Source organism: Leptolyngbya sp. NIES-2104 (genome assembly GCF_001485215.1).
Classification (GTDB): domain Bacteria; phylum Cyanobacteriota; class Cyanobacteriia; order Leptolyngbyales; family Leptolyngbyaceae; genus Leptolyngbya.
Window position 1 is genome coordinate 1,283,936 of the sequence record NZ_BBWW01000001.1, and the last position, 20,813, is coordinate 1,304,748.

Annotated in this window: 16 protein-coding genes and 2 riboswitches; of the genes, 10 read left to right on the forward strand and 6 right to left on the reverse strand. The window is 48.0% G+C overall.

The features are described 5' to 3' along the window. Positions 1 to 9 precede the first annotated feature (9 nt). The 3 genes from NIES2104_RS05885 to NIES2104_RS05895 are packed head-to-tail and all read right to left on the reverse strand — an operon-like array spanning position 10 to position 2,722. Positions 10 to 780: an ABC transporter ATP-binding protein gene (locus NIES2104_RS05885; RefSeq protein WP_058996649.1), complete on the reverse strand. Its 771-nt coding sequence runs from the start codon at positions 778 to 780 to the stop codon at positions 10 to 12. A gap of 24 nt (positions 781 to 804) precedes the next feature. Beyond that, the gene (locus NIES2104_RS05890; protein WP_058996652.1) at positions 805 to 1,656 is read right to left on the reverse strand and encodes an ABC transporter permease; all 852 of its coding nucleotides are present in this window, start codon (positions 1,654 to 1,656) and stop codon (positions 805 to 807) included. A gap of 4 nt (positions 1,657 to 1,660) precedes the next feature. After that, positions 1,661 to 2,722, reverse strand: coding sequence for an ABC transporter substrate-binding protein (locus tag NIES2104_RS05895; RefSeq protein ID WP_058996654.1), 1,062 nt, complete (start codon positions 2,720 to 2,722; stop codon positions 1,661 to 1,663). Between the two features lie 118 nt (positions 2,723 to 2,840). After that, positions 2,841 to 2,939: riboswitch (guanidine-I (ykkC/yxkD leader) on the reverse strand. 234 nt (positions 2,940 to 3,173) lie between these two features. Continuing rightward, positions 3,174 to 3,275, forward strand: a riboswitch (guanidine-I (ykkC/yxkD leader). A gap of 76 nt (positions 3,276 to 3,351) precedes the next feature. Between NIES2104_RS05895 and NIES2104_RS05900 the strand changes: the two genes are divergently transcribed. The 3 genes from NIES2104_RS05900 to uca all read left to right on the forward strand — a co-directional run bounded on the left by NIES2104_RS05900 (position 3,352) and on the right by uca (position 8,440). Further along, positions 3,352 to 4,083 (forward strand): urea amidolyase associated protein UAAP1, encoded by a 732-nt coding sequence (locus NIES2104_RS05900; RefSeq protein WP_058996656.1) that lies wholly within the window; start codon positions 3,352 to 3,354, stop codon positions 4,081 to 4,083. Positions 4,084 to 4,103: 20 nt separating this feature from the next. Then, positions 4,104 to 4,745, forward strand: a complete 642-nt coding sequence (locus NIES2104_RS05905; protein WP_058996659.1) for an urea amidolyase associated protein UAAP2 — start codon at positions 4,104 to 4,106, stop codon at positions 4,743 to 4,745. Between the two features lie 77 nt (positions 4,746 to 4,822). After that, positions 4,823 to 8,440: an urea carboxylase gene (uca, locus tag NIES2104_RS05910; RefSeq protein ID WP_058996661.1), complete on the forward strand. Its 3,618-nt coding sequence runs from the start codon at positions 4,823 to 4,825 to the stop codon at positions 8,438 to 8,440. 16 nt (positions 8,441 to 8,456) lie between these two features. Here uca and NIES2104_RS05915 read toward each other — a convergent pair whose 3' ends face one another. Then, complete coding sequence (locus NIES2104_RS05915) at positions 8,457 to 9,809, reverse strand: AAA-like domain-containing protein (protein WP_058996663.1); 1,353 nt, start codon at positions 9,807 to 9,809, stop codon at positions 8,457 to 8,459. A gap of 215 nt (positions 9,810 to 10,024) precedes the next feature. Here NIES2104_RS05915 and NIES2104_RS05925 point away from each other — a divergent pair, with 215 nt between their 5' ends. From NIES2104_RS05925 to NIES2104_RS05940, 4 genes are all read left to right on the forward strand, one after another. Beyond that, positions 10,025 to 12,703: a CHASE2 domain-containing protein gene (locus tag NIES2104_RS05925; protein WP_058996667.1), complete on the forward strand. Its 2,679-nt coding sequence runs from the start codon at positions 10,025 to 10,027 to the stop codon at positions 12,701 to 12,703. Positions 12,704 to 12,711: 8 nt separating this feature from the next. Next, positions 12,712 to 13,560: a DUF928 domain-containing protein gene (locus NIES2104_RS05930; RefSeq protein ID WP_058996669.1), complete on the forward strand. Its 849-nt coding sequence runs from the start codon at positions 12,712 to 12,714 to the stop codon at positions 13,558 to 13,560. 119 nt (positions 13,561 to 13,679) lie between these two features. Beyond that, a complete protein-coding gene (locus NIES2104_RS05935; RefSeq protein ID WP_058996670.1) occupies positions 13,680 to 14,249 on the forward strand; it encodes a hypothetical protein in 570 nt (189 codons plus the stop codon). A 76-nt stretch (positions 14,250 to 14,325) separates the two neighbouring features. Then, a complete protein-coding gene (locus NIES2104_RS05940) occupies positions 14,326 to 15,696 on the forward strand; it encodes an NCS2 family permease (RefSeq protein WP_202815032.1) in 1,371 nt (456 codons plus the stop codon). A 95-nt stretch (positions 15,697 to 15,791) separates the two neighbouring features. Here NIES2104_RS05940 and NIES2104_RS05945 read toward each other — a convergent pair whose 3' ends face one another. Together NIES2104_RS05945 and NIES2104_RS05950 are read right to left on the reverse strand one after the other, a co-directional pair. Continuing rightward, on the reverse strand, positions 15,792 to 16,379 hold the full coding sequence (locus NIES2104_RS05945; RefSeq protein ID WP_058996674.1) for a Uma2 family endonuclease: 588 nt from the start codon (positions 16,377 to 16,379) through the stop codon (positions 15,792 to 15,794). 97 nt (positions 16,380 to 16,476) lie between these two features. Further along, the gene (locus tag NIES2104_RS05950) at positions 16,477 to 19,368 is read right to left on the reverse strand and encodes an S-layer family protein (RefSeq protein WP_058996676.1); all 2,892 of its coding nucleotides are present in this window, start codon (positions 19,366 to 19,368) and stop codon (positions 16,477 to 16,479) included. A 306-nt stretch (positions 19,369 to 19,674) separates the two neighbouring features. Here NIES2104_RS05950 and NIES2104_RS05955 point away from each other — a divergent pair, with 306 nt between their 5' ends. From NIES2104_RS05955 to NIES2104_RS31600, 3 genes are all read left to right on the forward strand, one after another. Next, positions 19,675 to 19,932, forward strand: a complete 258-nt coding sequence (locus NIES2104_RS05955; RefSeq protein WP_058996677.1) for a Nif11-like leader peptide family natural product precursor — start codon at positions 19,675 to 19,677, stop codon at positions 19,930 to 19,932. 159 nt (positions 19,933 to 20,091) lie between these two features. Continuing rightward, entirely contained in the window at positions 20,092 to 20,358 is a 267-nt protein-coding gene (locus NIES2104_RS05960) for an S-layer homology domain-containing protein (protein WP_058996679.1), read from the forward strand. A 218-nt stretch (positions 20,359 to 20,576) separates the two neighbouring features. After that, positions 20,577 to 20,756: a hypothetical protein gene (locus NIES2104_RS31600; RefSeq protein WP_156426878.1), complete on the forward strand. Its 180-nt coding sequence runs from the start codon at positions 20,577 to 20,579 to the stop codon at positions 20,754 to 20,756. Positions 20,757 to 20,813 lie beyond the last annotated feature (57 nt).

Genomic DNA, 20,813 nt, shown 5'->3' on the forward strand with positions numbered 1-20,813 from the left:
GATCTAGATTTAGACGGCAACTGCTTCTTGCCCATGCTTGCGTAACAGTTCCATCAGTTCATCACGATAGTCGTGAAACAGAGAATTTCGCTTTACTGAAGTCGCCCGTTCCGGTAGGTCAATCTGCATAATTTTGCGAACCGTGCCCGGACGCGCTCCTAAAGCGAAGATGCGATTCGAGAGAAACACCGCTTCTTCAACATCGTGCGTAATCATGAAAATGGTAATGCCAGTGCGCCGCCACAAATCGATCATGAAGTCGTGCATCGATTCTTTCGTATGAATATCGAGAGCGCCAAAGGGTTCATCCATCAGCAGCATCTTCGGTTCTGACGCGAGAGCGCGGGCGATCGCGACTCGTTGTTTCATCCCGCCAGATAGCTCTTTTGGTAAAGCTTTGCCGAACTTTGAGAGTCCCACAATGTTCAGATAGTAGCTTGCCTGTTCGCGGCGTTCCTTTTTCGGGACACCTTGCAGTTTTAGCCCAAACTCGGTATTTTCCTGAACACTCATCCACGGGTACAGCGTGTAATGTTGAAACACCATTCCGCGATCGGGACCCGGACCTGTGATGCGTCTGCCTTCGATCCGAACTTCTCCGGTCGTCGGCATATCCAGTCCAGCAATTTGACGCAGCAGCGTTGATTTTCCTGAGCCAGATGCACCCACCGCACAAACAAATTCACCTTGCTCGATATCCATGTCGATATCCTTCAGAACGACGAGTGTTCCGTTTTTGGTCTGAAACTGCTTGTTGAGATTGCTAATTTGCAAAAACATCGATTCATTCTCCTTTAGTGAAGGTTATCGTTTCTGACTTGCCCAACTACAAGTGACGCGCAATAGATACTGAAACAGTAGGTCGAATGCCAAACCAATCACACCGATGACAATCAGACCGACAAAAATTTCATCGGTTCTAAGAAAGCGACCTGCAACACTGATACGCCGTCCCAATCCTTCGGTTGCAGCAATCAATTCTGAAACAATCACAAGCTGCCAAGCGGCGGCTAAATTGATTCGACAAGCATCAAGAATTCCTGGAAGAACGTGTGGCAAAATTACCTGTGTGAGCGCCTCGCGACGATTGCCACCCAGCATATAAGTTGCTTCGATCAAATCCTTGGGCACAAACTTCACAGTGTCCATCACCATCAGCGAATTGAAGAAAAACACCCCGATAAAAATCAGCGTAATTTTCGGTGCTTCATCGATGCCCTGATACAGAATTAACAGCGGAATGAATGCTGGTGCAGGCATATACCGCATCAATCCAAACAATGGCTCTAAGAGCGCCCGAATGCTGGGAAAGCTTCCCATCAGCACCCCGATCGGAATCGATAGCAGTGCAGCCAGCAAGAACCCAACGCCAACGCGCCACAAACTTGCAACCGTATCTTTTAACAGTTCGCGAGTACTCCACAATCGCCCGAATGCTTCTAGCACATTTGCAGGGGAAGGTAAGAACTTCGGATCAATGTTGCCAAACGTTGTCACTGCCCACCAAAGTATCAGGGGCAGAACGATCGATAACACCGTCAAGGTCGTATACAGCGATCGAGGAATATCTTCCGCTAAGCGCCAAAACACAGTAGGTTTCATGGTTTTGGGCTTGATCAGCGATTGAATCGATCGAGGTGAGGAATTTTGCATCATAGGATCAGGCAGCTTTGGCGAGTTTTTTGTTCTGAGCGTGGGCTTTCACGAAGCGATCGTCGAACAATAAGCGGGTATTCGGCTTGGTTTTCGCCAGTCCAACATCCATTAGAAACTGGCTCATTTCGTCAGCGGCATACAGCAGTGATGTCATATCACTTCCTGGCTGAAAGGCTTTGAGGTTTTCTTCGAGCGTGAAGAGTCGGGTGCCATCCGCGTATTGTTTGTATTCCTCGATCGACACGCCTGCTCGTCTTGCCATAATTTCGTAAGCTTGCGCCTGATTCGTTTTGATAAAATCGAGCGTGGCAAACCAAGCATCGATCAAGGCTTGAACTTGCTCTGGCTTTTCGTACAGGAACTTGCGATTTACCACTAAGTGATCTGAAATCGCACCCGGAAACTCTTTAGAGCTAAAGAGTTCTTTACTGTTTGGTCGTTTAAGTGCTTGAGTGGTAAAGGGTGCAAACACCGCGCACGCATCAACTTGACCTGCCACAAACGCGGCGGCAGCTCTCCCAGTTTCTAGTGGCACAAATTGAATATCTTGAGGCGAAAGTCCTGCCTTTCTCATGCCTAACAACAATAGAAAATGATCAACGGTTCCTTCTTCGGCTGCAACTTTTTTGCCTTTGAGATCTGCGATCGTATTGATGCCTTCACGCACAATAATCTTGTCATTTCCGGTAGAGTTATCATTGACCAAGACAATAACTTGATCTGCACCACCAGAGATCGAATTGACTGTATCTCCGAGCGTTTGGCTATTGGCATCAATTTGTCCTGCGGTCAGTGTATTAATCGATTCCAAATATCCGTCAAACCAGCGCAGTTCAGCATTGGCTGATTTCGTTTTGAAAATGCCTCGCTCTTGAGCAATCTGCCAGGGAAACCAACCGGGCCAAGCACTAAAACCCAGTCGAACAGTATCCGCAGTGGTCGCGGCAGAAGCGGCTTCGGTTTGAGTTGTGGTCTGAATATAAACAGCGGGATTTGTACAGCCAACTACCAGAAAAGCAGCGGCTAGAAACAGCAGGCAGGACGTTACGATCGTTTTCGCTTTCATAAGGCGATTTTCGTTTCAAAGATCTTGAACAACGGAGCGGGCAGTTAGCGACAAACGATCGAGTTACGAATAGAAAAACCCAGGTGAAACCTGTCAGTCTTTTGTATCGACTGAAAGTTTCTCCCGGGCTTTTCTCCCGCCGTGTAGCTAACATTCGGGTTAGCTTGCTTCTCTCGGACCAGACGTTCAAAGAACCGGAACCCTAGAAGCAAATTAAGTTTTGAAACCGCGATCGCACTTGAATTCTGTCGCGCTAAGCGGCTTGATTCGATTACAGTAGCAAGCGATTTTCAACGGGTTTGTATCGATTACTACTTTGTAGAGAATTGTTAGTTTGTAGCCATATTAATGCGACTCAAGAAAATATTCTCGATCGCTTGACTTCCCGATTTAGAGTGCTAGACTAACGAGGAGTTAAGCAGATTAACGATTAAGAATTGCAAGCTAAATAGGGGTAAGCTTCTAGGGTTCCGATTCGATCCGAATGACTGGACCGAGAGAAGCAGCCGGATCTAAAGATTCGGTCACACGGCGGGATAAAAGCCCGGGAGAGCCATACAGTCGTCTGTCGTGGTATCTCCTGGGCTTCGCTGTTTTGAGTCGGAACCGTTCAGATTCTGGAGAATGCTATGGTGCAAACTGTTTCTACACCGATGACGACGATCGATCCAAGCCTGATTTTGCTCGATGAAAAGCTACCCGGTGGCGCGTACTGGCATTCGGTGATTCAGCGAGGCAACACGCTGCGGATCACTGATTTAGAAGGATCTCAGGGAGTCTCGATCGTGTGCTACAACGCGGATAATGCGATCGAGCGATTAAACGTGGCAGATACCTCGAAGATTCAGTTCAATGCGTTTCTACAAAAAGGAAAGCTGCTTTATTCAGACATGGGACGAGTGTTGTTTTCCATCACCGAAGACACATCTGGCTATCATGACTTGATTTGTGGCTGTAGCAATGCAGCAAGCAACACCGCAAAGTATGGAGAAGGTGACTTTAACAATTCGCGCAATAACTTTCTGAAAGCACTCGGCAAACGAGGGTTGACCCGCAAAGATTTGATGCCGAACGTGAATTTGTTCAGTCGTGTTGCGATCGCTCCGAATGGTGATTTGAAGTACGTTGAAGGAGTCGAGCAGCCTGGAAGCTTTGTCGATTTGCGGGCAGAAATGAATGTATTAGTGATCGTGTCGAACTGTCCACATGTCTTGTATCCGAGCAATGAGTACAAGCCAAAATCAATTCAATTAACCGTTTGGAAGTCTCCGGCTCCGAGCGAGGATGATTTGTGTCGAACCTCTTGCCCAGAAGCGATTCGCGCTTTTCAGAACACTGATGCTTTGTTTGCTCAAGTCTAGATTAATGGGAGAACATCACAATGGTTGCGACACTTCAAACAAAACTTGATCCGGCTTCTGCAATTTATGATGAGGTTGTTCCTGCCCGTCAGCCTTGGTCGCGGATTCTGAAAAAAGGTCAAACGCTGCGGATTATTGATCTGATGGGCAATCAGGCAGTAGATACCCTGTTTTACAATGCTCATGATTCATCTGAGCGGTATAGCGCTCCTGATACGGTGGTTCGTCAAGGCAACATTTTTATCACCACGGGGACGCAGTTGATCTCGAACGAAGGAAACGTGATGGCGACGATTACCGATGATGAGTGTGGCAAGCACGACACGATCGGGGGAGCTTGCAGTATGGAAAGTAACTCGGTGCGGTACGGGTTACATAAAAAGCATCTTCATGCTTGTGTTGAGAACTATTTGCTGGAACTGAGCAAGTATGAAATGAACAAGCGCGATTTAGTTAGCAACATCAATTTCTACATGAACGTTCCGGTGAACGAGGACGGACGCTTAGAGATTGTAGATGGCATTTCTGAAGCGGGCAAGATTGTAGAACTGCGGGCAGAAATGGATTTGATGGTGTTGATTTCTAACTGTCCTCAAGTTAACAATCCTTGTAATGCTTATAATCCGACTCCGATTCGGTTGATCATTTGGGATGCAGCATAGTCAAACAAACAAGGACTTTCAAAGGGAGTAGAATTACTGTTCTACTCCCTGCATTGTTGTGATTGAGCAGGAAAAGTATGTTCAGCAAAGTTCTCGTTGCTAATCGGGGTGAGATTGCGTGTCGAGTGATTCGCACTCTCGATCGATTAAACATTGCTTCGGTTGCGGTTTACTCGGATGCCGATGTTCACGCTCAACACGTAGCAATGGCAACAGAAGCTGTCAACATCGGGACGGCTCCGGTAGCAGAGAGCTACTTGAAGTACGATCGCATTCTTCAAGTAGCCAAGCAAACGGGCGCAGAAGCGATTCATCCTGGCTATGGATTTTTGAGCGAGAATGCTGAATTTGCCGAGGCGTGTGAGGCAGCAGGAATTGTATTCATTGGTCCGACTCCTGAACAACTGCGCTGCTTTGGACTGAAGCACACGGCGCGAGAAATTGCTCAACAGAATCAAGTGCCGATGTTGTCGGGTAGTTCGCTGCTAGAGAGCTTAGAGCAGGCGCAAACGGTGGCAAACACGATCGCATATCCGGTGATGCTCAAGAGTACCGCAGGCGGTGGTGGAATCGGGATGCAGGTGTGTATGAACGACGCTGAACTATCCGATGCGTATGAAAAAGTACAGCGCTTAAGTCGATCGAACTTTCAGCAAAGCGGCATTTTTCTAGAAAAGTATATTGAGACAGCAAGACACCTTGAAGTTCAAATCTTCGGAGATGGAACCGGAACCGTGATTGCACTCGGTGAGCGAGATTGTTCGACCCAGCGCCGCAATCAGAAAGTAATCGAAGAAACACCCGCACCCGGAATCACCGATGAACTCAGACGAGAATTGCTCGAAGCAGCGGTTCGATTGGGAAAAGCAGTCAACTATCGATCGGCAGGAACAGTCGAATATGTGTTTGATGTCGAGACGCAACAGTTTTATTTTCTTGAAGTCAACACCCGTTTGCAGGTTGAACACGGAGTCACTGAAGAAGTTAATAGAATCGATTTGGTTGAATGGATGATTCGAGTCGCAGCGGGTGAAACTGAATTTCTCAAAACTTATCAACATCGCCCCCAAGGTCATTCGATTCAAGTGCGAATCTATGCGGAAGATGCCAACAAGAACTTTCAGCCGAGTTCTGGATTGCTCAATGCTGTGAATTTTCCTGATTTGATTCGGATCGATTCATGGATCGAAGCGGGAACAGAAGTCACACCCTTCTATGATCCGCTGCTGGCAAAAGTGATTGTTCATGGAGATTATCGACCTTGCGCGATCGCACAACTGCAAACCGTGTTAGAGCATTCCACGATCGCAGGTATCGAAACGAATTTAGACTATCTGCGCCAAGTCATCACGTCTGCACAATTTCAAGCAGGAACCGTAAGCACGAAGTTTCTTCAGTCGTTTGCATATCAGCCGACGACGATCGACCTTCTAGAGCCTGGAACCTACACGACTGTCCAAGACTATCCAGGACGAGTCGGCTACTGGAATATTGGCGTACCTCCATCGGGACCGCTCGATCATTTTGCCTTTCGAGTCGCCAATCAAATTGTTGGTAATCCTGAATCTGCGGCGGGTTTGGAATGTACAGCCACAGGTCCGACGTTGCGATTTAACTGTGATACAACGATCGCACTCACAGGCGCGGTGATGCAAGCGACGCTCAACGGGCAGCCTGTCGAGTATTGGACAGCAATTCCAGTGCCCGCAGGCAGCACGCTCAAGCTTAAAGGCATTCAAGGGGCTGGCTATCGAACTTACATCGCTTTTCAGAACGGGTTAGATGTGCCGGAATATTTAGGAAGTCGATCGACGTTTACGCTAGGAAAATTTGGCGGACATGCCGGACGAACTCTAAGAACCGGGGATGTGCTGCATATCGAGAAAAGTGATGTTCAAATTCAATCTCAGCACTGTTCACCGGAACTGATTTCACAGTACAAAGAACAATGTTCTGATCGATGGCAAATTGGTGTTCTCTACGGACCGCATGGCGCACCGGATTTCTTCACGCCCGAAGACATTGAGACGTTTTTCTCAACCGATTGGATCATCCATCACAACTCTGCTCGAACAGGAATTCGACTGATCGGACCCAAACCCAACTGGGCACGAACTGACGGCGGAGAAGCAGGCTTACATCCGTCTAATATTCACGATAATGCTTATGCGATCGGGACAATCGATTTTACCGGAGATATGCCGATTATTCTCGCGCACGATGGTCCCAGTCTCGGTGGTTTTGTGTGTCCTGCTACGATCGTCCAGTCTGAACTGTGGAAAATCGGACAGTTAAAACCGGGTGATACGGTGCGATTTTATCAGTTCACTGCGGATGCAGCCCGCGATCAAGAACTCGCTCAAGATCAAGCGATCGCAACCCTCACACCGCTGCCAAAATCGGCTCCACTTCAAGTCACACAACAGTCTCCGATTCTTCAGCAGAGTCTTGATGCTGATCAAATTCCCGTCACTTATCGTCAAGCGGGAGATAAATATCTTCTGGTCGAATACGGCGATCTGGTGCTTGATCTAAATTTACGATTCTGTGTTCATGCACTGATTGAATGGCTCACAGCGAATCACATTCCAGGAATTATCGACCTCACACCGGGAATCCGATCGCTTCAAATTCACTACGATAGCCGGATCATTCCCGTTCAAGAACTGATTGCCCTTTTAACTCAAGCAGAATCAGAACTTCCAAACATCGATCGTATCGAAGTTCCGACGCGCATTGTTCATCTGCCGCTATCTTGGGATGATGAATCGACTCAGTTAGCGATTCAGAAGTACATACAATCGGTACGCTCCGATGCGCCTTGGTGTCCGAGCAATATTGAATTTATTCGACGGATCAATGGCTTAGAGAACATCGAGCAAGTCAAAGAAATTGTATTTAATGCGAGTTACCTTGTCTTAGGCTTAGGAGATGTCTATCTTGGTGCACCTGTGGCAACCCCGCTTGATCCACGTCATCGCTTAGTCACCACAAAATACAATCCTGCCCGAACTTGGACACCAGAAAACGCGGTCGGGATCGGTGGTGCGTATCTGTGTATCTATGGCATGGAAGGTCCGGGTGGCTATCAGTTTGTGGGGCGGACGGTGCCGATTTGGAATCGATACAAGCAAACTGAAGACTTTACGCAACCGTGGTTATTGCGCTTTTTTGATCAAATTCGGTACTATCCGGTTTCAGCAGAGCAACTCTTACACGATCGAGAAGCGCTGATTCAAGGCAAGCTCAAACTCAGAATCGAAGAAGAAACCTTTAGTCTGAGAAACTACAATGAATTTCTGCGATCGAATGCCGATGACATTGCAGCGTTTAGAACCAAACAACGCGCAGCATTCCAAGCAGAACGAGATCGATGGGCGGCAGCGGGAGAATTCACTCGCCAAGAAACCCTAGAAGCCGCACAAACCGATCAAATTGCAGCGCCTGAAATTCAATTGCCTGCCGATAGTGAGGCAGTGGTTGCTCATGTCTCGGCGAATGTCTGGCAAATTTTAGTCAAGCCGGGGGATACTGTGGCAGAGGGCGATCGATTAGTGATTCTTGAAGCGATGAAAATGGAGATTGCTATCACAGCAGACGCATCTGGAAGAATCGCTGATCTTTACTGCACCCAGGGGCAAACGGTTTCAGCGGGTCAAACTTTGTTAGCGATCGTATTCGATTGCTCCGAATAAGACTCAAGAAATTTCGCTATTCCGTTGTACAGCGATCCAGCATCTCCCGAAAATATTGCTGATATAGCTGACAACTCACGATCGCTTCGTTGCCTGATTGATGAATCAATCCCATGCTGGTCAACTTGTGAGCAAGCGTGGATTCTGTGTGAATTGGCTCAGTCGCACCTAAGAGTCTCCCGAACGCATGAGCTAAGGCAGGCTGTTCCTGAAGCGTGACCCAGTGACGCTGTAAATGGTGTTGATAGATGCCCGTCGAAGTCGGCGCAACTTCGAGCAATCGATCGAGCGTCAACTCGCCTCGACTGAGATAGTAAAGTGCAACGTGAATCAGGGCAGGATGTCCGCCGACTAAATTCATCAGTTGGTGAGCTGCGTTGTTACTCTCCCAGTCGAGATGATAGCGCTGCGCGAGTTGTTGAACTTGCTCTAGCGTGAAGCTGGTTAACTGAGCCGCAAACCCAACGTTAAAGGGTGACTGATTCAGTTGAAGCGGCACGTACACCTCGGTTGAATGCACCATAATCAGACGGAAATTCTGCCAGATTGGGAGCCGTTTTGCTTCTTCATACCAAGACCGCAACAAGGGTAGGACATCTTGGGCAACCAGCGGATGCTCAAAAAGCTGGTTGACTTCATCCAACGCTAAAACGAGCGGAACCTTGAGTTGAGATAAGAGATAGTTGCGAAAGTAAAGGGTGCAACTGACTTTGCTACCAATATCATCGTCCCAGTATTCGTCGAGTTTAGGTTCGAGTTGTAACTGATGTGACACACTCACACAGAGCCAGCGCAAAAAGCGATTCAGGTCATCGCAAATCGCACGATCGATCTGTTCTAAACTCAGGTAAACCGTGCGATATTCCCGTTGATCAAGCTGATGCAATACCTGTAAAAGCAAAGAAGTTTTTCCCATTTCTTTGGGCGCTTTTACTCGCACCAAGGCTCCAGGTTTTTGGAGTTCTTCAAAGACTTGGGTTTCGATCGGCGGGCGGGCGATGTAGAAAGGAGAGTTGACCGCGATCGGACCACTGGGAAACGACGGTAACGCGCTTGGGGCAACCGGAGGCGTATAGGACTTCGGTGGACGAGTTTCTGAGGTGGACTGAGCCACAAGGGATTCTAGAATGATGCGACAGTTTTTCTTCGTGAGGCGTTGACCTGCCAGTTGAGACAGCCGATGAAGCAATTCTGGAGCCACGACATTGGTGAGATAACCAGGACTATAGCCGATTTCGTCGGCAATCTGGCTATAGGTCTGATACTGCCAAATTCCTTGAAGCAGCAGCGTTTCTGTAGAATTTAATGGGCGATTGTTGCCAGAAACGAGTTCGCGATTGAGAATCTCAAAAAGATGATCCAGCTTCATAGAGAACCGCCCCCATAGATGAATGTGACAAGTCTTGAACCAGCGATGACCACAACTTATCTCGCTTATCCTCCGCAATTCAATCACACTGAAAAGCAATTTATGAGTTTTTTCATGAGTTTTTTTATGAGGTTTCAGCATTTAATTATTAAGCATAAGGGATTAAATGAGGAAAGGGTTCCTAAAGTCATAGAGAACGGAGAAAGCTGTGTGATATGAATAACTACCAGATTGGGGGCAGCCTCCGTTGGAATGATCCGAACTATGTGAGGCGACAGGCAGATCTCGATCTCGATCGCGCTTTAAGTACGGGGCAGTTTTGCTACATTTTTAATGCTCGGCAAATGGGCAAATCTAGCCTGATGGTGCGTGCCTTTCATCAACTTCAGGATCTAGGGGTTGCTTGTGCTGCGATCGATCTGTCCCGGATTGGCAGTCAAAATGTGACGCTAGAGCAGTGGTACAAGGGATTAGCGGTTGAGCTTTGGCAAGCGTTTGATTTGGTGCAGTCGGTCAATCTGAAAACCTGGTGGCAGGAACGGCAGGATCTGTCTCCGGTGCAACGATTGGGACAATGGATCGAAACCGTTCTTTTAGTTGAAGTGAAGACTGCGGATCGATCGCGTCCAAATTTAGTGATTTTTCTCGATGAGGTCGATAGTGTTTGTAGTTTAGAATTCTCGATGCAGGATTTTTTCGCCCTGATTCGCGCTTGCTATAATCGCCGCAGTCTTGATCCAGAGTATCAACGACTTACATTCGCTTTGTTGGGGGTAGCAAGACCTTCAGATCTAATCACGGATTCCCAGCGAACACCGTTTAATATTGGAACCGCGATCGCGCTCGATGGCTTTCAGTTGTCCGAAGCTCAACCATTAGCGCAAGGTTTAACGGATGCGGTCAACAATCCTCAACTCGCACTTGAAGAAATTCTGACTTGGACGGGTGGACAGCCTTTTCTAACACAGAAATTATGTCGATTCGTTGTAGAACAATCGCGGTCAACTTCAGACGATCGTTCTCACATCACGGAGATCGTACAGCAGTTCATTCTGCAATCTTGGGAATTCCAGGATGAGCCGGAACACTTGAGAACGATTCGCGATCGCTTGCTCAGCAACCCGGAGCGATCAATCAAGCGACTTGGACTGTATCAACAAGTGCTAGATACAGTTGTTCCTTTTGATGGCAGCGATGAACAGATTGAACTTTTGTTATCGGGGTTAGTGTCAAATCAGCGAGGGCAACTGGTGGTCAAAAACCCGATTTATCGCGCCATTTTTCATCGAGATTGGGTAAGCCAACAACTAAGCTATCTTCGCCCTTACGCGCCGCTCTGCGAGACCTGGATTGCTAGTGGAAAACAAGAGACTGCTTGCTTATTACGGGGTGAATCGTTGCAAGATGCACTCGCTTGGGCATTGGGAAAAAGTCTCGCGGATCAAGACTATCAGTTTTTAGGAGCTAGTCAGGAGCTTGCCAAGCGAGAAGCTCAACTCGCATTAGAAGCCGTTGAGCAGGCAAATCACATTTTGGCAGGAGCAAGACAGAAAGCCAATCAGGAGGTTCCTAAACAGCGGATTCGCTTTCGCTGCATTCCGAAAGTTGCGATCGCAGTGACAGCGCCCGTTCTGCTACTCCGGATCTTAGGATTTCTGCAAGGCTGGGAATTGAATCTGTTTGATCAGTTTCTGCGGTGGCGACCTGTAGAATCGCGTGATGAACGAATTGCAATTGTGACGATCGAGGAGTCCGATTTAAAGCAATTTGGCTATCCGATTCCCGATCGTGTCTTAGCTCAAACAATTAACATTATCAAAGCACAAAAACCACGAGCGATCGGCTTAGATAACTATCGAGATTTGCCTGTAGAGCCAGGACATCAAGATCTTGTGCAAGTCTTTCAATCGACACCAAATCTGTTTGGAATTGAGAAAGTTGTCGGGAGCCGAGTCGCAGCACCTCCTACATTGCGCCGATTGCAGCAGGTTGGTTTTTCTGATCAAGTAGAGGATAGCGATGGAACAGTGCGACGAGCCTTGTTGTCGATTTTGTCTGACAATAATGCTCAGTACAGTTTAGCGACCCAACTGGCACTACGCTATCTAGAATCTGACAAGATTACGCCTGAGTCGTTAGATTCAGAGGATCAACGCTTACGGCTGGGTAAAGTGATCTTCGATCGACTAAAGCACAACTCTGGTGGCTATGTCGGTGCGGAAACTGGAGGGTATCAAATTCTTCTGAACTATCGCGGGACAGAGGCAAATTTTGCCACGTTCTCTTTGCAGCAAGTTCTAAAGCGTCAAATTCCGTCAGAAAGTTTGCGTGGTCGCGTTGTTTTGATTGGAACCACCGCAGAAAGTGTCAAAGATGTGTTTCAAACGCCTTACAGCGATCGCTGGATGGGTGCATCTCAGCCAATGCCCGGAGTTGTGCTACACGCTAACATTGTCAGCCAGCTTTTAAGTGCGGCTTTAGAGGGACGACCGCTGATTCGCCCTTGGTCTGAACCTTTAGAAAGTGCCTGGATTTTAGTCTGGGCAGGAATTGGAGCCTTGATCAGTTGGCAATTCAAATCTTCAATTCGGTTGATTGTAGGAATTGTGTTCGTGAGTGGTGGACTCGTGGTCGGTTGCTATGGGGCGTTGCTACTAGGATGGTGGCTACCTGTTGCGCCTGCATTGCTGGGATTGTGGGGAAGTGCGATCGCGCTCTGGCTAGTCACAAACAAACAATTGGATCATCTGCGATTTCAGCACACTTTGATATTACTATTACAAGCTAAACAAGACTATCCCACGGCTGGACGGATTGCGATCGAGTATTTGAAGCAATCGGAAACCAAGGAAAATCAAACCGCGATCGAGCAGCAATTAAAACAGCATTTATGAGATTTTGTATGAGATTAACAGATATCAACCTTGTCAATTCAATTTTAGGATGGTTGAGTAGCTTACTAATTGGGAGAAAGGCGATGAAGGTCAAAGCATTGTTGACGCTTATAGTGACATGGCTCTTACTCACAGGAATTGGAGCAGCGCGACCTGCGGTTCAGGAGATTGCTCAATCCTCAAATCAGCCGTTAGAACGCTCCAACGGTCTAAATGCCCCGATTCTATTTAAACCGCCGCCAGAAGACGGAACACCCGGTACCACTAGAGGAGCAGGATCACGAGACGATCGACGATGTTCCCAAGATAATTCAGCGATCGCGCTCAACCAAGCCACTGAGAAGCTATCCCTCACGGCTCTTGTTCCCGGTAATCATTCCGGCTTAACCCAGTCAGCCCGCCCCACATTTTGGGTGTATGTGCCTCAAACTTCTGCTCGTCAAATCGTTCTCAGCATCAGACAGGGCACTCAGTCTCATTCTCAACGCTTCGTTCCGATTACCGGACAACCGGGCATCATCGGCATTCAAGCGACTGAGGATTCGCCGCCTCTCGAAGTTGGCAAAACCTATCAATGGGCGATCGTGCTCGTATGCGGCGCTCGACCTAGCCCCAATGATCCGGTTGTGACTGCCTTGGTTCGTCGGGAGCCATCGACTGAGTTACCGAATTCACAGAATGCGTTGCAACAGGCATCTCGATACGGTGAACAAGGGATTTGGTATGATGCCCTGACTATACTTGCGGAAGCTAAGCGATCGCAGCCGAACAATGCAGATTTAGACAAGACTTGGACAAGTTTTCTCACACAACCTTCTGTTGGATTGGGCGCGATCGCCACAGAGCCATTGCGGTAGTTTCTATGAGATTTTCTATGAGCTTTATGGATTTCAAAACTTCGAGGTAATCGCCAAGATGATCAGCAAGCAAACGAAAGAGCAAATCCTATTCGCTTTCGTTCAGCGCTATCGAAACCATGAACTTAACAATGGACATTCAATTCCATCTGGCTTTTCAACCGAAGCAAGTACCGATTGATCACCTAGAATCAGACTTTTATATCGACCCGAATCGCTGTACTTTGCATAACGCAGTGCAACAGTTAGCGATCGATAGTGCAGCCGACATCCCATTCATGAACTGGTTGCTTGAACATCCGCATAGCCCGATCGCGCTTCCTGGAAAAATTAACCTCTACGGGCATGATTGCCTTCATGTGATTCTCAATCGAGGACATTCTCTACCAGATGAAGCCTTTATTCGAGGCTTCACAATGGGAAATGACTTGCAAACCACTTGGCTACACAAACAGTTGTATAAGTTTGCTTCATCCACTGTGTATCCCAGAAAATACCGCTTTTCGTGGAAAGACTTTCAGTGCTTTGATGCGGGATTTGAGTATGGTCGATCGATACAGCCTAGAAATCTAAATCAACTCGACTTTAGCACTTATCAACACTGCACCGTTTCACAAGTGAGACAACAGCTTGCCCTCTCCAAAGCAACCGAAATAGATAGCCCTCCGATGCGCGATCGAGGCTGTTAAGCAAAGCTCCGCTTCTATTCCATTGTCATTCTTTGTACTCCTCATGAATAAATCAAAAATTGCGCTCATGTTGCCTATGTCTGAGCGAATCAGTTGTTTTTTCCGCTTTGAACAGTTAGGAACGTGCTATCGAACTGAATTGCTTGCTAGCTTCACAACATTTATGGCTACCGCTCCAGTCCTGGTGGTCAATGCTCATATTCTAGGAAACGCGATATTTTTAAATCAGCCCGGAGATTTGTTTGAGCAAGTTTTGGTAGCGCTGGTTCTGTGTTCTGCGATCGCAACAAGTCTCATCGGACTCCTGGCAAATTATCCATTTGCATTAGCACCGGGTACAGGAACTGCGGCTTTGTTTACGTTCTCGATCGTGCTCAACATGGGCATGAATTGGCGGCTTGCCCTAACTGCCACCTTTGTTGAAGGAATTCTGTTTACAGCACTGGTACTCAGTCCATTTCGTCGTCATCTCATTGATGCCATTCCCAACTCGCTCAAGCAGGCAATGATCGTAGGTTTGGGATTGTTCCTTTCTTACATTGCGCTTTCTGGCAAGGTTGCACCTCCAAGTTTGGGAGCAGGTATCATTGTAAGCAGCACTGCAACGACGACTGCTTTAGGCTCTCTAAAGCAGCCCGCGACCTTGATTGCGATCACTGGAATCTTGCTGACGGCAATTCTAACGGTTCGGCGGGTCAAAGGAGCAATGTTAATCGGAATTCTTGGTACAGCAAGTCTCGGCTGGCTCTCTGGTGTTGCTCCTTTGCCGAACAAGATTCTGACGATCCCAGAGTTGCCGATCGATCTAGTTGGGCAAGCGATCGCGGGAAGTCAGTATCTTACCGGGTCACAACTCGGAAATTTCGTTGCTGCTGTATTTATGCTGCTGTTTGTTTGTTTCGCAGATACGATTAGCTCACTGAACTTTTTAGGACAACAGGTAAACCGTGTGAAGCCTGATGGAGAATTGCATCGATCGAAGCAAGCTCTACTGGCGAATTCTCTCGGCACAATCTCTGGAGCGCTTTTTGGCAGTGTGCCCGTGATTCCTTATCTTGACTCTGCTTCTGGAATCTTTGAAGGTGGGCGCAGTGGTTTTGTGGCGATCGTGGTTGCAATGTTATTTCTGGTTTCAGCAGTGTTCGCGCCACTCTTTGCTGCGATTCCGGCATTTGCGACTGCACCGATTCTGCTTATGATTGGAGTCTTGATGATGAGTTGTGTTAAAGCGATCGACTGGAATAACTTAGCTGAAGCGATTCCTGCTTTTCTGGTGATCTTGATTATGCCGCTGACGTTCTCGGTTGCGGATGGGATGGCAGTGGGTTTTATTGCGGATGCTGCGATTAAGATGACTCAAGGCAAGAAACAACCTGTTTCCAAATCGAGTTTAATCCTTGCTGGAATTGCAGTTGCTTATTTTCTGCTCATTGCTTCGCAGTCCTGAAAGACTAGCAGGTCTGTTCAATCAGTGCATCAGTCGCTCTACGTTTCAACGAATACGGCTTGTCAATTGCGATCGCTATCTAGAGAAGTAAACGATTAAAGCTGCGCGGCTAGAATTTGTGCTGCGGTTAATTGTAGCGCTGGAAATTGCGGCGACACGATCGGATCATCACCGCCAAACGGACAGGATTGATAAGCTCCGTTCACCAGTTCCAGCACATTCACCACGGCTCGACTCGGATCAATCTGCCACAACTCAGGAATGCCTCGTGCTGCATATTCTCTCGGCTTTTCCACGTAATCGCGCTGATAGTTCTTGCTGCTCGGACTGCCAGGTGATACAACTTCTATCACGATCAGGGGAGCAGGCATTTCGAGCCGGATGAGCCGTTCTCCGGCGAGGAGAGCGCGGATCGATTCTTCGGTGTGAATGATCAGATCAGGCTGTCGGGCTGAGACTTCATTCGATTGAACTTGAATTTGATGTCCGATCGCTAATCGGTAGGGTGAAATGCCGAGTTGCAGAAAACAACTGACCAACACCATCGCGATCGTCGGATTAATCGGCTCTTCATTTGGCAAAGCAATCAACTCTCCGTTCACCAGTTCGTATCGAGTATCGGTGCCATCGTCATAATCGAGATATTCGTCGATTGTGTTAAATCTGAGCTTGGCTTGAGTCATGATACAGTCACGTTTCAATTGAGTTTATCCACCTCTAACATCGATTATGCGATGATTTCGCTAGTTTGAGCAAAGAAGAAACTGTAGACCCAAACTTCTAGCGATCGTGCTTGAGCAAGGAACAGAGAATCGATTGGGAAGGTTGGGTCATGCCACCTGGATGAGCAGCGACTAAAGTTACTTGTCCATTACGATCGCGAATCCATCCTTGTGCTTCGACAATCTGAGGAGTCGGATTTGGGATGATGGATTGCGGTTGTGCTGTAGCTCGATCGTCTAACCAAACACTGTCGCCCATCAAGGGCTGTCTCGGATCTTCAGGTATCCCACCGCGCCCCGTAATCGCAAACGAATTGCCCTCATCCGCTGGACAAGTACTCGCAATCAAGCCGCTCGTATCCTGTAGCTCCGTGGGCAATTGCACGAGTCCTCGGTTTGGATCAACATCGGGTTGGTTCAAAGTAATCGTGCCACTGATACCAAACTGCGAACTGGCGGTAATGCTGCTTAGTCCGGTGGTGGTACTCGATCGAGGTTCAATCCCGAACAGTCCTCGCGTGGTGATGCGAATATTGCCACCCCGACCCGTAAAAGCATTTGCACTAATATTACTGTTTTCTTCGGGTACTGCCACAATGAAGTTACCGTTAATGCTGATATTCCCTCCGTTACCGCCTGCTTCAGCCGTTCCTGCATTGGTTGAGATGCGTCCGCCGTTTCGCAATAGCAAGATATTCTGGACACCGAGACCAATGTTGCCGCCATCAGTGTTAGCAGTTTCGGCAGAGATCACACCGCGATCGACCTTCAGCGAGTTGCTTTGAATGTCGATATTGCCAACAGATTCGGTTCTTTGACGAGCTACAGTGCTTCGGTCTTCGACGGTGAGACTGGCATTGTTTCCCACAAACAGCGAGTCTGCTGTGATGCGAATATTTCCGACACTTCCAGTTGCCCTTGAGATCGTTTGTTGACCTGTAACCGTTCCCCCATCACCGATTATGAGTTGCCTGGTGTTCAGCGTAATATCTCCAGCACTGCCACTAGCGTTTGCTTGTGCGGTCAATAGACTGGGGAGGGATAGACCATCTGCTGGGACTCCAATGACTTGTATCGAGTCTGCGGCATTTATGGTTAAATCTCCGCCCGCCCCTGCACCCACGGTACCCGATGACACGACTCCCCCATCGCGGACGATTAAATTTCTTGTGGCAATGCTTATATTCCCTGCATTGCCACGATTTCCAGCCCCAGCAAGCAAGGCGCTAGGAAATTGCCCACCTGCTGGTACTCCAAGAATAGGAGCCTCCGCACCTGTCGATGTTCCAATGAGCTGTACCGAGTCAGTGACTTTCACGGTCAAATTTCCGCCTGCTCCTTCACCCGTAGTACTAGATGATGCTCGTGCCCCATTGAGGATGATAAGATTTTTTGTGTCAATATCTATATTCCCCGCACTGCCACGACCGCCAGTTGAAGAAAACAAGCCGCTAGGCACTTCACCATCCGAGGTCGTTCCAACAAGTTGTATTGAATCCGTGGCTTTCACGGTCAAATTTCCGCTTGCTCCTTCACCTACAGTAGTAGATGATGCTCGTGCCCCATTGCGAAAGATGAGCGTACCTGTTGTGATGCTGACATTGCCGCCCTGACCAATCGCTCCAGATTCCACCTGGCTAGTAGCCCTGCTGGGGACTCTATTGCTGCTCTCGCCATCGAAGGACATCCGATCTCTTGCCGTAATCGCGATAGTTCCAGCATTGCCTTGTCCAAACGTGACAGCAGCCACTTGCGCCCCATTGGTGAGAGAAAGTGTGCCTGTGGTGATACTGATGTTGCCGCCCTGACCGATCGCTCCAGGTGCCACCTGATTGAAAGCACCGCTGGGGACTCCATCGCTGTCCTCGCCATCGAAGGACACCCGATCTCTTGCCGTAATCGTGATATTCCCGGCATTGCCTTGTCCCACGGTGACAGCAAACACTTGCACCCCGTTGGTGAGAGAAAGGGTGCCGGTGGTGATATTGATGTTACCTGCATTGCCTGTGCCGCCTTCTGCAACTTGATTGGTGAGCTGCATTTCATCGAGATTTATAACTTCCGTAGCATTAATGTCAATGTCTCCTGCTTGAGCCTCGACAGTTCCTAACCCTGCTGCGATGCCTGCGAATATTCCTGTGCCGAGTCCATTGCCTGTGAAGTTGCGGACGGTAATCGCAATGCTGCCACCGCCGCCAGAACTAACATCGACGATCGCATCACCACCGATCGAGACATCCGCCCTCGTCAATCCATCCGGGACACTCAACCGCCAGTCCTGCCCCTGCTGCCTCAGTCCCACCTCACCTGTTGCAATCCCTGCTAATTCCACCCGTCCTCCAGGTGCGAATAATTCTCCACCCTCAATGGCAACATTGCCACCCACTAGGGCTAAGGTTTGACCAGTCGGAACTTGTAGAATGGCTCCTTGCGATCGCATTTCCCCCGCTCTGCCTCCATACTGCAACCCAATCGGCGCACTAATCGTCAGCAAGGGTGGAGCCTGGGGATCGCCAGCACTGTACCCAAATTCGTTGTCAAACATCAAGCGATCGGCGGTACTCGCAAGAAATGATCCCCCAAGTTCTAATCGAGCATTGGCACCAAACACGATTCCGTTGGGATTGATTAAGAATAGATTGGCTGTTCCATTTGCTCGAATTAGTCCATCAATGTTAGAGCCACTACTTCCAGTGACGCGAGTAATAATGTTCGTAATGTTCGGAGCATTGTTAAACGAAGCACTGCCACCTGTGGGAATCGAGAACTGCTGAAAGCTATGAAATAAGTTGCTGCCTCGGATTGCACCGCCGTCGATTTGAGTATCAGCAGTGCCGGAAATGCGCGATCGCTCTCCCACCGGCAAGGTCAAATCCGGTACAACCTGAGCGAAAGCGCGATCGCTTAATCCAGCCATTAGCCCTAATACGAGCATCCAAAATCGAACCATAGTACATTCTCAATGGTGTGCATTAGCGGGACTCTAGCACGATCAATGTTCTACCTGTGGTGATTCAACCAGATTCGATCGAGATTGACAACACGAGTAATTTTTACAACATGAGAATTGATATGAGATTTATGGATTTGAGAATCATCAATTCGTTTCTAGGATAGTTGGTGTGGATCAAACAACAATCTAGTATTTGCACCAAGCTCAACTGATACTGACATTGTGCATCAGTTGAAGAGTTCAACCACAAATACCATTTAAGTTGCTTGGTACCTACGCAACACAACATTAAGGAGAAAGGACATGACGACAAATCCCATCAAACCGACAACGGATCTCGAACAGTTCTACGCCCAGTATTTGAAAGACCCGATGCTGCAAGAGCGACTCAAAGCAGCAACCACTCCAGACAACCTGTGTGAGTTAGCGGTTGAGTTAGGCAAAGAACAAGGCTACTGTTTCACCAAGGAAGAGGCAATGGCTACCTTGGAGTCCGGTAGAGTCGGGGAACCTTGCGATCCATCTGATGTAGAGCCTCCCATCCGAATTGCGACCAAATAACAGGACACCTTCTAGCTCTTAAGAGCGTTAGATGCAAGTCCACTAACTCTTAAGGCAGCACTCACTGTCCTAAGCAGCCTTCCTCGATCGTTGTTTCAATACCCACGAGGTTGATTCAGCCACCTTTGTCGCTAAGTTTAGAATTCAGGAGCATACACTATGTCTGACATCACATCCGTAAGTCAACTGACCGACGTTGACCCAACTCAGTACTATTACAAAGACTTGCAGTCCTTAATCGATCGCTATGGTATTAGTGTTGGATATCCAGATAACACCTTTCGGGGTGAACAAGCGATGACAAGGGCTGAAGCTGTGCAACTGGTGAATCAAGCGTTAGATAGAATGTCGGAATTAATCGCAGCATCTATCGCAGCATCTGAAGATAAAATGTTGAAATCAATCGCAGCATCTGAAAATGCCTAGGGTGTGTTTTAAGATTTCTCGCTGCGTTCACGCCCGCCCCAGAATAGAATTCGGGGAACCAGTAAAACGAAGTCCACTGAAGGGGACTGAAAGACAAATCAAGTATCTTTAGTCCTGAAGGGATTTCGCACAGTTAGCCCCGAATTCTATTCCGGGGCAGGTGTTCGACGCAGTGAAAAGGCTTTAAAGCACACTCACTAAAAACGAGGGAATAAACTATGTTTTGGAACAATTCTTCTCAATCATCATCTGAAGCCTACCAAGCAGGGTATCGAGATGGATATTGTGGAAAACAGCCGTCTCCGGATAAGTTTCCAGGACAGGAAGAAGAATACTCTAAAGGACACCGTAAAGGGTGGTCTGAGGGATATCAAGGACAGTTCAGAACTACAAACTAGAATGATTTGAAGGGTAGAACAATCTGTCAAGGCAAACGGTATGTATGAATTTCGCCT

Bases quoted from the DNA above. Each gene is read 5' to 3' on its own strand.
- NIES2104_RS05930 (WP_058996669.1), top strand. From the start codon at position 12,712: ATGAGATTAACAGATATCAACCTTGTCAATTCAATTTTAGGATGGTTG.
- NIES2104_RS05895 (WP_058996654.1), bottom strand. From the start codon at position 2,722: ATGAAAGCGAAAACGATCGTAACGTCCTGCCTGCTGTTTCTAGCCGCT.
- NIES2104_RS05955 (WP_058996677.1), top strand. From the start codon at position 19,675: ATGACGACAAATCCCATCAAACCGACAACGGATCTCGAACAGTTCTAC.
- NIES2104_RS05960 (WP_058996679.1), top strand. From the start codon at position 20,092: ATGTCTGACATCACATCCGTAAGTCAACTGACCGACGTTGACCCAACT.
- NIES2104_RS31600 (WP_156426878.1), top strand. From the start codon at position 20,577: ATGTTTTGGAACAATTCTTCTCAATCATCATCTGAAGCCTACCAAGCA.
- NIES2104_RS05915 (WP_058996663.1), bottom strand. From the start codon at position 9,809: ATGAAGCTGGATCATCTTTTTGAGATTCTCAATCGCGAACTCGTTTCT.
- NIES2104_RS05925 (WP_058996667.1), top strand. From the start codon at position 10,025: ATGAATAACTACCAGATTGGGGGCAGCCTCCGTTGGAATGATCCGAAC.
- uca (WP_058996661.1), top strand. From the start codon at position 4,823: ATGTTCAGCAAAGTTCTCGTTGCTAATCGGGGTGAGATTGCGTGTCGA.
- NIES2104_RS05935 (WP_058996670.1), top strand. From the start codon at position 13,680: ATGAACTTAACAATGGACATTCAATTCCATCTGGCTTTTCAACCGAAG.
- NIES2104_RS05940 (WP_202815032.1), top strand. From the start codon at position 14,326: ATGTCTGAGCGAATCAGTTGTTTTTTCCGCTTTGAACAGTTAGGAACG.
- NIES2104_RS05900 (WP_058996656.1), top strand. From the start codon at position 3,352: ATGGTGCAAACTGTTTCTACACCGATGACGACGATCGATCCAAGCCTG.
- NIES2104_RS05885 (WP_058996649.1), bottom strand. From the start codon at position 780: ATGTTTTTGCAAATTAGCAATCTCAACAAGCAGTTTCAGACCAAAAAC.
- NIES2104_RS05950 (WP_058996676.1), bottom strand. From the start codon at position 19,368: ATGGTTCGATTTTGGATGCTCGTATTAGGGCTAATGGCTGGATTAAGC.
- NIES2104_RS05905 (WP_058996659.1), top strand. From the start codon at position 4,104: ATGGTTGCGACACTTCAAACAAAACTTGATCCGGCTTCTGCAATTTAT.
- NIES2104_RS05945 (WP_058996674.1), bottom strand. From the start codon at position 16,379: ATGACTCAAGCCAAGCTCAGATTTAACACAATCGACGAATATCTCGAT.
- NIES2104_RS05890 (WP_058996652.1), bottom strand. From the start codon at position 1,656: ATGATGCAAAATTCCTCACCTCGATCGATTCAATCGCTGATCAAGCCC.